Raw genomic sequence first — 12,573 nt, forward strand, 5'->3', positions numbered from 1 at the left:
GCGATGGCGGTCGCAGAATGGATCGGCGCGGTTTCGCAGTCGCCTTGAATCTGAGCAATCGATCACGACGGCCGCCGCTGGCGATGCCCTAGCCTTGGCGACGCGAGGCCACCGGGGAGGTGGCCGCACGGGGAACACGGATGGCACGCGTGCTGGTAGTGGGAACCGATATCCAGGGCGAGCAGGCCCTGCTGCAACGGCTGCGCCTGGCCTCGGCGCTGCCGGATGGCCAGGTCCGCCGCAGCCAGGATCTGGACGATTGTGATCTGCTGGTCATCCGCGATACCCCGGCGCTGCGCAACGCCGCCCAGCGCATGCGACAGCAACGTCCGCGCCTGCAGTGCTGGATCGAGGACATCGGCGGCCAGCTGCGTGATGGCGACGGGCATCAGGACGTGCTTGATGACGGTGCCATCGGTCGCGCGTTGCGTCGCATGCAGTTGGCACCGGAGCCCCTGGTCATGCAGACACCTGCGCCGATCCGCCTGGCAGATGGCGCGCACGCCATCACCCGTCTGCTGCGCGAGCGGCTGCCGCTGCGACAGGGCCAGGCACTGCTGGGTGATGCAGGCGAGCCTCTGCTGCTGATGGATCTGGAGCACGATCAGGCCGTGCTGTTGCAGGAGCCGGCTGCGGCGCTGGTGGAGCGGCTGGCCGATGCCTTTGAGCGCCTGCAGCTGGACGCGCTGACACCGGCGCGCCTGCAGGCCCTGGCCGGCGAGCGGCCACGCCAGCCGCTGCGGCCACTGCTGTGGCAATGGGCGCAACGCAGCCGCCATTGGCAGGCGCTGGACGAGCGCCTGCGCGGCGCCTCGGTGAAGCTGCTGCGCTGGCCGGACTTCCGCGTACTGGGCCATGACCACGATGGCTTCCGCCTGTGCTCGCTGCTGCTCAAGCGTGCGTGTACGGTTGAGGAATGCACGATGCTGCTCGAACTGCCGGCGGCGGCCGTTCGCGATTTCATCCATGCCGCCTATCTGTGTGGCTACGCGCAGCTGCAGGCCGCCCCGGCGACGCTGATGATGGCGGCAGGTGGCACCCGCACCGACAACGGACTGCTCGCCCGCCTGTGGCGGCACCTGCGCGGGAGCGAGCGCAATGCGTGAGCACAAGGTGGTCGTGCTGGGCGGCATGGGCAGCGGCAAGTCGACGCTGGTACGCAGCATCGCGGCTGGCGCGGTGGTCGACACGGATGTGGCCAACAGTGATCGCCTCGGCGCCGACAAGGCCTCCACCACCGTGGCGCTGGACTATGCAGACATCGACCTGCCCAACGGCGAACGCCTGCGTCTCTACGGCACACCCGGCCAGCAGCGTTTCGATTTCCTGTGGCCGATCCTGCTGCAGGGCGCGCGTGGCGCGGTGCTGCTGCTGGATGCGCGCCGCGCCGGCCTGGCCAGCGAGCTGGAAGGCTATCTGCAGGTGCTGCAGCCGTTCGCATCATCCTTGGCACTGGTCGTGGCGGTCACCCACCTGGACCAGGCACCGCAGGCCGCACTGGATGACTGGGCCATCCGTGCCTGCCTTGACGACCAGCCGCTGCCGCTGCTGGCCGTGGATGCCCGTGACCGAGGACAGGGACTGCTGCTGATGGATGTACTGATGAGCGAAATGGAAGCGCACGCACTGGTGGCTGCACATGGCTGACGGGCAGCTGGCGGTACTGCCCGACGCCGGTCAGCGTGAGCGCCTGCAGCCCCTGCTGCAGGACCTGCAGCAGCGGGTCGAAGGCGTGCGCACGGTCGTGCTGGCCAGCGTCGATGGCTTTGCCCTGGTCAGCGCCGGCGCCGAAGGGCGCGGCGAACGGCTGGCGGCGATGACCAGCGCGATGCTGGCGCTGGCTGCGGCGGTCGGGCGCGAACTGGTGCTGGGCGATCTGCAGACACTGATGCTGGAAGCGGCGGGCGGAAAGGTGCTGATGCTGGCGATCCAGGCCGAAGGGCGCGCACCGTTGCTGCTGATGGCGGCCTGCGACCAGCGCAGCGTGATCGGCCAGGTGCTGTGGCAGAGCAGGGAATGTGGCCAGGCGATCCTGGCCGAACTCGGCGGATCGTGAGCCCGGCCGCAGGGGAACAAGGGGCTCGGACCAACATCGACAAGGGGTGCGACGTGGCTGGATTGAATGATTCGTTGAACGCACTGATGGGCATCGACGGCGCGCAGGCAGTGGCGCTGGTCGATTACGAAAGCGGCATGCTGCTGGGCGAAGCCGGTGCCGGCATGGACATGGAAGTGGCCGCCGCCGGCAATACCGAAGTGATCCGCGCGAAGATGAAGACCGCCGCATCGCTGAACCTCAACGACAGCATCGAGGACATCCTGATCTCGCTGGGCAAGGCGTACCACATCATGCGCCCGGTGGCGAAGAAGAAGGGCCTGTTCTTCTACATCGTGCTGGACCGTACCAAGTCCAACCTGGCATTGGCCCGGCGCAAGGTGCAGGACGTGGAGGCCGAACTGGCGATCTGAGCGGCCGCCTCCGTAGCGCCGGACCATGCTCGGCTGCTTCCAGCCGAAGCAGCCGAGCACGTTCGGCGCTGCCTTCAGGCTGCTGGAAGCAGCAGTGCAGAGACGAACGAGAGAGCCTTGCTGTCGCGTGCGGCGAAGTACCTGGGCGCATGATCTGGCAGCCACACTTCGTTGAAGTGGCGGCGGAAGTCCTCGTAGAACTCGTTGGGATACAGCTTGGCCTGCACCGTGCGGCCGTCCGGGTAGGCGTGGTCATACGTGGGCAGCGCATCGGTGTCGACGCCGCGATGATCCCTCAGCCATTTGCAGAACAGTCGGCCTTCGGAGATGTCCGGCACCAGCGCCTGCGGGAGCGTATAGCCCGCCTGCTCCAGCGGTGCGATCAGGTTCAACGTCAGCTCGTTGAGCATCGAGAAATGGGTGTACGGCACCTTGGCACGGTTCTGCATGTAGCGGTCGATGTGCACGGGCAGCAACGCATTGGCGCGACCCTGCTGCCATTCCACCACCCACTGCGAGACCTTCACTGCGAACCTGCGCGACAGCCACTGGCCGAGGTGGATGGCGAGGTACGGGTGGATCCAGGTGCCCTGCATGGCCGGGTTCCCACCGGATACCACGTGGATCAGCTCATTCTCGGACAGCTTCGTCTGCGCCATGAGCTCCTGCAGGAACTCCTCCGTCGATTTCAGTGCCCGGTAGTCGGACCAGCGCTTGCCGACGGACTGGCACAGGGCGGTCGCGCTGATGTAGCCGTCGCGGGCGCGCTGCGGGATGACGTTGCCTTCCTCCACGCGCGGAATAAAGGTCATTTGCTGCATGCGTCACCTCGTGCCGTTGTTGGGCCTGAAAGGGTAGGCAGCAGGGAGGCATCAGGTCTGTAGGAATCGTTGCGTTTGTCGCGGCATGCAGTGGCCCTACACAAGCCACCCCACGCCAGCGTATGGTGAGGCAGGTCCTCCCGGGTGAGCCCTGCATGTCCGAGCCTGACACCGTTGCCGACTTGGCGTCGCGCATCGCCGGCGCCATTCACGCCGGCTTCGAGCAGTATCACGCCCGCTTTGCGGCGATCACCGCCCGTGCGCGGCAGCGTTTCGAGCAGCGCGACTGGGTGGGCGCGCGCCGGGATGCAGTCGAGCGCATCGCGTTGTACGACCTGTGCATCGCCGAACAGATGGATGCGCTGCGGCGTCTCGCCGGCGAAGCGATCGGGGAACGCGCGCTGTGGCTGCAGGTGCATGCGCGCTATAGCGCACTGCTGCGGGGGCTGATCGACGCCGAGCTGTACAAGACCTTCTACAACACGCTGTCGCGGCGCTTGTTCTCCACCCGTGGCGTGGACCCGGCGCTGGAGTTCATCGCCTTCGATGTCGAGCCGTCCGATGCGATCACCCACCCGGTCGCACGGCATACCTATGCGGTCTCGCCGACGCGGCCGGTGGAGGCTCTCCAGCGCGTGCTGGCCGATTACCGCTTCGACATTCCGTATGCGCACCAGCTGCGCTGCGCGGCGGCCATCGCTGTGCGCCTGCAGGATGATCTGGCCCACTGGGGTGATACGCCGGTGCGCAGCATCGAGCTGCTCGACACCGTGTTCTACCGGGAGCGCCGCGCCTACCTGGTGGGTCGCGTGTTCGGCGAACACCGCTTCTCACCGTGCGTGATCGCCCTGGTCAACGATGGGCAGGGCCTGCGTGCAGATGCGGTGCTGACCCGGCGTCGCGATGTCGCCCATCTGTTCGGCGTGTCGCGCAGCTATTTCCAGGCCGACCTTGCCACGGTGGGCGATGCGGTGGTGTTCCTGCGCAGCCTGTTGCCGGGCAAGCCCATTGATGAGATCTATACGGTGCTGGGCCGCGCCAAGCAGGGCAAGACCGAGCGCTACCGTACCTTCTTCCGCCACTTCAACGAACATCCGCAGGAGCGGCTGGTGCATGCCGAAGGCACGCCGGGCATGGTCATGGCGGTGTTCACCCTGCCCAGCTATCCGCTGGTGTTCAAGCTGATCCGCGACCGCTTCGCGTGGCCGAAGTCGATGTCGCGGCAGCAGGTGGAAGAGAAGTATGCGCTGGTGTTCAACCTCGACCGTGTCGGTCGCCTGCTTGATGCGCAGCCGTACCGCCATCTGCGTTTCCCGCGCGACCGCTTCGCACCGGCCTTGCTGCAGGAGCTGCTTGCGCAGTGCGCGCAGAGCGTGCGCGTCGATGGCGATCAGGTGGAAGTCGCACTGTGCTACGTGCAGCGTCGCTTCCGTCCATTGAACCTGTATCTGCGCGAGCAGGGCGGCGATGCGGTGCGTGCGGCGGTACTCGACTACGCGCAGGCGATCACCGACATGGCGCGCAACAACATCTTCCCCGGCGACATGCTGCCGAAGAACTTCGGCGTATCGCGGCATGGCCGGGCAGTCTTCTACGACTATGACGAGTTGTGCCTGGTCAGCGACTGCGTGTTCCGCGCCTGGCCGCAGCCGCGCACGCCGGAGGAAGCCATGGCCGACGAACCCTGGTTCCATGTCGGGCCACGCGACGTGTTTCCCGAGCGCTTCGGCCCGTTCATGGGCCTGCCGGCGGGTGAGCTGGCGGCGGTGCGCGAACATTACCGGCACCTGTTTGATCCCGCGTGGTGGCAGGGCCTGCAGGCGCGCTTCGCCAGCGGTGATTATCCGGATACGCCGCCCTATGCGGCGGTCCATCGCCTGGCCTGAACGGCGTGGCGTGGACTGCCTGCCGGTCCCGCTCGGACTGCGGTACGCTCGGGGTTCACCTCATCACCATGGATCCGGCAATGATGCGTTCCCCCCTGTTCCTTGCGCTGGCCCTGGCGTTCGCCGCCGGTGCTCCCCTGCTGCCGGCCGATGCCGTGGCCCAGAACGCGCGCGCCGTGCGCGCCACTGCCGAGATGAGCATGGTGCTGTCGGGCAGTATCGACGTGGCGGCCGATGGTTCGGTCAGCACGCTGGTCCTGGACCAGCGTGCCATGCTCGCACCCGGCATCGTGTCGTTCGTGGAAGGCGCCATCCGCGGTTGGCAGTTCGAACCGACGCTGCGTGATGGCACGCCGGTGGCCGTCCACGCGCCGCTGCGCGTACGCCTGCGTGGCAAGCAGCAGGAAGACGGCAACTACCAGATCAGCATGACCAGCGTCGACTTCAGTGAATATGATCCGAAGGCTACCGATTCGATCACCCAGAAGCGCATGCCGCCGCCGCGCTACCCCGAAGAGGCCTTCCGCAATGGCGGGCAGGGTGACGTACTGCTGCTGGTCAAGGTCGCACGCGACGGCACCGTGGCCGATGTCATTGCCGAGCAGGTGAACATGACCGTGGTCGCACCGGAACGGACCATGGCCAGGATGCGCGACATCTTCGCCAAGGCCAGTATCAGTGCGGCCCGCAAGTGGACCTTCTCGCCGCCGACCACCGGCGAGGACAGCACGCGGGATTCATGGACCGTGCGCGTGCCGGTCACTTTCGCCCTGAACAACAGCGACAACGGCCAGCCGGAACGCTACGGCCGCTGGCGTGCCTTCATCCCCGGCCCGCGCCAGGCCGCACCCTGGCGCACGCCGGATGGCGCCGGACAGGCGGGAAGTGATCTGCTGCCGGCCGGCGGCGTGTACATGGTCGATGGCACCCAGCGCGGCCTGCGCCTGCTGACGCCGCTGGCGCAGCGCTGAGCCCGGTGCGATGGAGCGGTCGGCCAGGCCGGCCGCTTTTCAGTCCGCGTACGGGTAGACCACCACGCGGTTGCGGCCCTGTTCCTTGGCCATGTACAGGGCCTTGTCGGCCAGCCGCAGCGCCTGCTCGGCATCGACATGGAAGCTGGGGAAGTGGGCCACGCCCAGCGACACGGTGATGGTGCCGACCGGCTCGAACGGATGATCGGCGATGTGCTGGCGCAGGCGCTCGCCGGCCTGGCGCGCCGAGTCGGTACTGATGCCCGGCAGCAGCAGCAGGAATTCCTCGCCACCGGCACGGCAGAGGATGTCGCTGTCGCGCGAGTAGCGGCGCATCTGGTCGGCGATATGGACGATGGCGGCGTCACCGACGTCATGGCCGTGGCTGTCGTTGATCGATTTGAAGCGATCGATGTCCAGCGCCAGGATCGCGAACGGAATGCCCTGCACCTGCAGCGCATCCAGCGCCTGCTGCAGGCCGCGGCGATTGAGCAGGCCGGTCAGCGGATCGGTACGGTTGGCGCGGTTGAGTGTGCCAATGCGGTCCTGCAGGGCGTTGAAGCTGTGCAGGACCGCTTGCTTGAGCTGGGCAACCTCGAAGTACCATGCGCGGATGCCGCTGACGTGGTTGATCGCGCTGCCGGTGTCCTCGCCACCCTGCACGTTGCGCGCCAGCTGCCACAGCGGCATCGAGATGCGCCGGGCGAACCACCAGGTGATCAGCAGTGACAGCAGGCCGAGTGGGATCGCGTTCCAGATCACCGCGGTCATCAACCGTGACAACGGCTGCAATGTGGCCTCGGTCGGCCGCTGGGCGATGATGCCCCAACCAGTGGCCGGTACCGGCGCGTAGCCGGCCAGCATCGACACGCCCAGGTTGTTACGGACCTGCTGCGCGCCGCGCTCACCGCGCACCACCGCCTTCACCGCCGGGTTGCCGACCACGTAGTCGCCGACCCGCTTGCCGTCGGCGTGGTACAGCAGGCGGCCATGGCGGTCGACCACGTACAGGTAGGAGCCGTCGCGGTAGTAGTGCTTGCCCAGCAGCGTATGCAGCGCGCTGCGCTGGCGCAGGTACAGGGTGCCGCTGACGTAGCCGCGATAGTGGCCCTGGCGGTCGAAGATCGGGTGCGACAGCGAGACCAGCAGCTTGCCTGTGGTCGACTGGTACGGGTCGCTGATCATCGGCTGGCGTGCAGCCAATGCGGCATTGTTGCCGACGCTGTGCAGGATCTCGCCCTGCAGCTGCAGGGTCTGCGGCGAGGTGGCGATCACCAGGCCGTCGGCGTCCACCACCAGCGAGGAATTGAAGCTGTTGGTCTGCAGCTGCAGGCGGCTGGCCTCGTCCTGTGCCTGTGCCGGATCGAGGTCACTCTGGCCGAGCCGGGTGGCGGCGTAGGCCAGCTCCTGCTGTGCGGCCAGCAGGAAGTTCTGGGTGGTCTCGGCCAGCTTGGTGGCATAGACGCGGTTGGCTTCCAGGGTATTGCCGACCAGCTGGTCGCGCTGCACGCGGTAGCTGGCCAGCAGGGTATTGGCCAGGGCGATGATGGCGCTGAGCAGGGCCAGGGCGAGGATCAGCTTGCCCAGGTTGAGGCGGGGAGACAGCGTTCGCATGCGTCGACGGATCCGGCAGGAGGCTGGACCCGACCGGTTCTCCGGAAGGGGCGACAGCGGAATCGGTGGCCACGCCCGCAGGGCCGGGCAGGGTATCGGGCGGATTATCGCCAAAAGTCGGCGGCGGCAAAGTGAAGTGGGTCGCCCTGCAGGCAAAAAAAAACCTGCCGCAGCGAGCGGCAGGTTCCTTTCGATGCAATGCCGTGGATCAGCGCTTCATCGAACCGAAGAACTCGTCGTTGGACTTGGTGTTCTTCATCTTGTCCAGCAGGAACTCCATCGCGGCCATTTCATCCATCGGATGCAGCAGCTTGCGCAGGATCCAGATCTTCTGCAGCAGTTCCGGCTCGATCAGCAGGTCCTCGCGGCGGGTGCCGGAACGGTTGATGTCGATGGCCGGGAACACGCGCTTTTCAGCGATACGGCGGCTCAGGTGCACTTCGCTGTTGCCGGTGCCCTTGAACTCTTCGTAGATCACCTCGTCCATCTTCGAGCCGGTGTCGACCAGCGCGGTGGCGATGATGGTCAGGCTGCCGCCTTCCTCCACGTTGCGCGCGGCACCGAAGAAGCGCTTCGGGCGGTGCAGGGCGTTGGCGTCCACACCACCGGTCAGCACCTTGCCCGAGCTCGGCACCACGTTGTTGTAGGCGCGGGCCAGACGGGTGATCGAGTCGAGCAGGATCACCACGTCCTTCTTGTGCTCGACCAGGCGCTTGGCGCGCTCGATGACCATTTCGGCCACCTGCACGTGGCGCGCGGCCGGCTCGTCGAAGGTCGAGCTGATGACCTCGCCGCGCACGGTGCGCTGCATTTCGGTCACTTCTTCCGGGCGTTCGTCGATCAGCAGCACGATCAGGTGCACGTCCGGATGGTTGGTGGTGATGGCAGTGGCGACCTGCTGCATCATCATCGTCTTGCCGGCCTTCGGCTGGGACACGATGAGCGAGCGCTGGCCCTTGCCCTGCGGCGCCATCAGGTCGAGGATGCGGCCGGTGATGTCTTCCGACGAACCGTTGCCACGCTCCAGGGTGAAGCGGCGGCGCGGGAACAGCGCGGTCAGGTTCTCGAACAGCACCTTGTTCTTCGACGCTTCGATCGGCTCACCGTTGATGGTGTCGACGATGTTCAGCGCGAAGTAGCGCTCGCCGTCCTTCGGGAAGCGGATGCGGCCGGAGATGTGGTCGCCGGTGCGCAGGTTGAAGCGGCGGATCTGGCTGGGCGAGATGTAGGTGTCGTCCGGGCCGGCCAGGTAGCTGGCTTCGGCCGCGCGCAGGAAGCCGAAGCCGTCCGGCAGGATTTCCAGCACGCCATCGGCGGCAACGCCGTCGCCGTGGCGGGTCAGCACCTTCAGCAGGGCGAAGATCACGTCCTGCTTGCGGGCACGGGCCACGCCTTCGGAGATCTGCAGCTGCTCGGCGATCTCCAGCAGCTTCTGTGCCGGCATGCGCTTGAGGTCGCTCAGCGAGTAGACCGGGAAGCCCTCGGGCACGTTGGCGTGCGGGCGCGGCACGAAGGGCTGCTGCTCGCCGCCGTCCTGCGGCATGCCGTCATCGCGGCCACCGCGGTTGCGGTCGCGGTCGCGACGGTTGCGGAAACGGTCGCGGCGATTGCCCTGGCCCTGCTGGCCGTTCTGGTTGTAGGGGTTGTTGTTCTGACCCTGGCCCTGGTGCTGCCCACCGCCCTGGTGGTTCTGCTGGCGCTGTCCGGATTCGCGGCCTTCGCCACCCTCACCGCCGCCGGAGGCGGGGGCTTCAGTGGCAGGCGCGCTCGGCGCGGGGGCGGCTGCAGCCGGCGCCGGCGCTTCGGGCGCGGCTGCCAGCGGCAGGGTCGGTTGCGCCGGAGCGGCGCTGGTTTCGGCGGCTGCCGGGGCGGCGGCCTTGCTCACGCGGGGCTTGCGCACGCGCTTTTCGGCGGGCGCATCGGCGCTGCCGGTTTCGGAAGTGTTATCGGACAAGAGCGTTATTCCTCGCTTGAAGGTGCGAGCGCCCGGCTGGGGCGGCGAACGTTGGGAATGGGTCTGGAAGAAACTGCGTCCAGAGGGTGCGGCACGCGAGCGCGGCCGGATATGCCGACACTATCATCGGCCTGCGGCGGCATGCAAGGGTCGCCGGGAACAGCATTCATGATGGACGCGGGGCGCCCGCCGGCAGCCGCGGGCGGCGGCTGCCGGGAACAGCAGGATCAGGCCAGGGCCTTGTCCAGCAGGCCGGCCAGCTGGGCCTTGCCCACCGCACCGATCTGCTCGCCGACCTTCTCGCCGTCCTTGAACACGACCAGGTACGGAATCGAACGCACGTGGTACTTGGCGGCCAGTGCGCGGTTGTGGTCGACGTTGACCTTGGCGATCTTGGCGCGGCCCTGGTAGGCATCGGCCAGTTCGTCCAGCGCCGGGGCGATCATCTTGCAGGGGCCACACCACTCGGCCCAGAAATCGACCAGCACCGGTTCCTTGGAATTCAGCACTGCGCTATCGAAGTCGGCGTCGCCGACATGTACAACCTTGTCGCTCATCTTGGTTTCTCGTCTTGGATTGCACCCGGCCATGCCGGAGGTGGGTGAACTGGGCCATGCCCGGTGGCGCGACCCTCGTCGTTGCCTCGCGGCGCACTGCCGCGGTGCGTTCGGCGGGATGCCTGGACGCTCACGGCCGGCAGTGTACCCCTATCGCAGGGCAGGGACAGGCGCCGGTTGGAACCCAGCGTATCGTGATCGCTTCGATGGCCGGTATGTGTCGGATTTCACTGTCTTCCTGTACATGGGGCTGGCAGTGGGCGACACCAGCGAACCCGGGCAGGCCGTTCAAGTCCGGTGTGGCTGGGTGAAGGTGGCGTCTCTGGATGCCATGAGACGCCGCATTCCGGTTTGCCTGCCCGAGTGCGGTAAACTGGGGCATTGTGCGGCGCGCGGACCGGTGGTCCCAGCCTGCCAACCCGCCGCAGGGGCCGCAGTTTGCGACGGTGCCCCTAGACGATGAAGTGCCAGCCGCCCCACGGGCCGGCGGCCATACCAAGACGGACTCATGAGCGACAAACCGCTGACCGATTTGACCTTCTCCTCCTTCGAGCTGCATCCGGCCCTGCAGGCCGGCCTTGAAGGAGCCGGATTCACCCGCTGCACCCCGATCCAGGCGCTGACCCTGCCGGTCGCGCTGCCCGGCGGTGATGTTGCCGGCCAGGCCCAGACCGGCACCGGCAAGACCCTGGCCTTCCTGGTCGCTGTCGTGAACCGCCTGCTGACCCGCCCGGCGCTGGCCGACCGCAAGCCGGAGGATCCGCGTGCGCTGATCCTTGCCCCGACCCGCGAACTGGCCATCCAGATCCACAAGGATGCGGTGAAGTTCGGTTCCGACCTGGGCCTGCGTTTCGCGCTGGTCTACGGTGGCGTGGATTACGACAAGCAGCGTGAGCTGCTGCAGCAGGGCGTGGACGTGATCATCGCCACCCCGGGTCGCCTGATCGACTACGTCAAGCAGCACAAGGTGGTTTCGCTGCATGCCTGCGAGATCTGCGTGCTGGACGAAGCCGATCGCATGTTCGATCTGGGCTTCATCAAGGACATCCGCTTCCTGCTGCGCCGCATGCCGGAACGCACCATCCGCCAGACCCTGCTGTTCAGTGCCACCCTCAGCCATCGCGTGCTGGAGCTGGCCTACGAGCACATGAACGAGCCGCAGAAGCTGGTGGTCGAAGCCGAGACCATCACCGCTGCGCGCGTGCGCCAGCGCATCTATTTCCCGGCCGACGACGAGAAGATCCCGCTGCTGCTGGGCCTGCTGTCGCGCAGTGAAGGCGCGCGCACCATGGTGTTCGTCAATACCAAGGTGTTCGTCGAGCGCGTCGCCCGCTCGCTGGAAAAGGCCGGCTACCGCGTCGGCGTGCTGTCCGGCGACGTGCCGCAGAAGAAGCGTGAGAGCCTGCTCAACCGCTTCCAGAAGGGCCAGCTGGAAATCCTGGTGGCCACCGACGTGGCCGCGCGTGGCCTGCACATCGACGGCATCAAGTACGTCTACAACTACGACCTGCCGTTCGACGCCGAAGACTACGTGCACCGCATCGGTCGTACCGCGCGCCTGGGCGAAGAGGGTGATGCGATCAGCTTCGCCTGCGAACGCTACGCGATGGGCCTGCCGGACATCGAGGCCTACATCGAGCAGAAGATCCCGTCCGAGCCGGTCACCAAGGAACTGTTGACGCCGCTGCCGCGCCCGGAACGCCCGGCCCCGGCTGCTGGCGAGGAAGGTGAGGAGAACGAGAGCGTCGGCCAGATCTTCCGTGAAGCGCGCGAAGCCCGCGCCGCTGAAGAAGAGCGCCGTGGTGGTGGTCGCAGTGGGGGCCGCTCCGGCGGTGGCCGTGGCGAGCGTCGCGACGGTGAGCGCAGCGGCGAGCGCCGTTCGCGTGGCCCGCGCAAGCCGCGCGTGGAAGGCGAGCAGGTTGCAGCTGCCCCGGCCGAAGGTGCTGAAGCCGCTGTCGCCCAGGCTCCGCGTCCGCCGCGCCCGCCCCGCGCCGAGGGCGCGCCGGAAGGTGCCGTGGATGGCGAGCGCAAGCCGCGCAAGCGCCGTCGTCGTCGCCACGGCCGTCCGGTCGAGGGTGGCGAGGGCGTGCAGGCCAACGCCGGCAACGGCGCCAGCCCGGTGACCCCGGTGCATGTGGTGGCCAAGCCGGTGCGCACGGCGGCCGACAGCGGCGATTCGTTCCTGACCCGCATCGGCCGCAAGATCCGCCGGATGCTGTCGGGCAGCTGATCGGCGCTGCCGATCAGCGGGAAGCCCCCGACCGCTGGTCGGGTGGCTTTGAACGGTAGTGCCGGCCGCGG

The 12,573-nt window shown here is 67.4% G+C and carries 11 protein-coding genes; 7 read left to right on the forward strand and 4 right to left on the reverse strand.

What is annotated here, in order from left to right; translation table 11 throughout:
* The first annotated feature begins 140 nt into the window (after positions 1 to 140).
* The 4 genes from VG561_RS07280 to VG561_RS07295 are packed head-to-tail and all read left to right on the forward strand — an operon-like array spanning position 141 to position 2,469.
* Positions 141 to 1,106, forward strand: coding sequence for a hypothetical protein (locus tag VG561_RS07280; RefSeq protein WP_014648642.1), 966 nt, complete (start codon positions 141 to 143; stop codon positions 1,104 to 1,106).
* Positions 1,099 to 1,647, forward strand: a complete 549-nt coding sequence (locus tag VG561_RS07285) for a GTP-binding protein (protein ID WP_014648641.1) — start codon at positions 1,099 to 1,101, stop codon at positions 1,645 to 1,647. Before VG561_RS07280 ends, VG561_RS07285 begins: the two co-directional genes overlap by 8 nt.
* Entirely contained in the window at positions 1,640 to 2,056 is a 417-nt protein-coding gene (locus VG561_RS07290) for a roadblock/LC7 domain-containing protein (RefSeq protein WP_014648640.1), read from the forward strand. Before VG561_RS07285 ends, VG561_RS07290 begins: the two co-directional genes overlap by 8 nt.
* 53 nt (positions 2,057 to 2,109) lie before the next feature.
* The gene (locus tag VG561_RS07295; RefSeq protein WP_014648639.1) at positions 2,110 to 2,469 is read left to right on the forward strand and encodes a hypothetical protein; all 360 of its coding nucleotides are present in this window, start codon (positions 2,110 to 2,112) and stop codon (positions 2,467 to 2,469) included.
* Positions 2,470 to 2,543: 74 nt separating this feature from the next.
* On the opposite strand, the gene VG561_RS07300 is transcribed toward VG561_RS07295, so the two are convergent.
* Positions 2,544 to 3,281 (reverse strand): KilA-N domain-containing protein, encoded by a 738-nt coding sequence (locus VG561_RS07300; protein ID WP_204294325.1) that lies wholly within the window; start codon positions 3,279 to 3,281, stop codon positions 2,544 to 2,546.
* Positions 3,282 to 3,445: 164 nt separating this feature from the next.
* On the opposite strand from VG561_RS07300, the gene aceK reads away from it, so the two are divergent.
* Positions 3,446 to 5,176 (forward strand): bifunctional isocitrate dehydrogenase kinase/phosphatase, encoded by a 1,731-nt coding sequence (gene aceK, locus VG561_RS07305; protein ID WP_049439331.1) that lies wholly within the window; start codon positions 3,446 to 3,448, stop codon positions 5,174 to 5,176.
* An 80-nt stretch (positions 5,177 to 5,256) separates the two neighbouring features.
* Positions 5,257 to 6,147 (forward strand): energy transducer TonB, encoded by an 891-nt coding sequence (locus VG561_RS07310; RefSeq protein ID WP_049439329.1) that lies wholly within the window; start codon positions 5,257 to 5,259, stop codon positions 6,145 to 6,147.
* Positions 6,148 to 6,186: 39 nt separating this feature from the next.
* Here the strand turns inward: VG561_RS07310 and VG561_RS07315 are convergent, their stop codons facing one another.
* The 3 genes from VG561_RS07315 to trxA all read right to left on the reverse strand — a co-directional run bounded on the left by VG561_RS07315 (position 6,187) and on the right by trxA (position 10,272).
* On the reverse strand, positions 6,187 to 7,761 hold the full coding sequence (locus tag VG561_RS07315; RefSeq protein ID WP_032961682.1) for a sensor domain-containing diguanylate cyclase: 1,575 nt from the start codon (positions 7,759 to 7,761) through the stop codon (positions 6,187 to 6,189).
* 208 nt (positions 7,762 to 7,969) lie between these two features.
* The gene (gene rho / locus VG561_RS07320) at positions 7,970 to 9,715 is read right to left on the reverse strand and encodes a transcription termination factor Rho (RefSeq protein ID WP_046429862.1); all 1,746 of its coding nucleotides are present in this window, start codon (positions 9,713 to 9,715) and stop codon (positions 7,970 to 7,972) included.
* Positions 9,716 to 9,942: 227 nt separating this feature from the next.
* Complete coding sequence (gene trxA / locus VG561_RS07325) at positions 9,943 to 10,272, reverse strand: thioredoxin (RefSeq protein WP_005411275.1); 330 nt, start codon at positions 10,270 to 10,272, stop codon at positions 9,943 to 9,945.
* 508 nt (positions 10,273 to 10,780) lie between these two features.
* On the opposite strand from trxA, the gene rhlB reads away from it, so the two are divergent.
* Entirely contained in the window at positions 10,781 to 12,502 is a 1,722-nt protein-coding gene (rhlB, locus tag VG561_RS07330; RefSeq protein WP_423179499.1) for an ATP-dependent RNA helicase RhlB, read from the forward strand.
* Positions 12,503 to 12,573 lie beyond the last annotated feature (71 nt).

Source organism: Stenotrophomonas sp. CASM110 (assembly GCF_049384345.1).
Lineage (GTDB): Bacteria > Pseudomonadota > Gammaproteobacteria > Xanthomonadales > Xanthomonadaceae > Stenotrophomonas > Stenotrophomonas muris.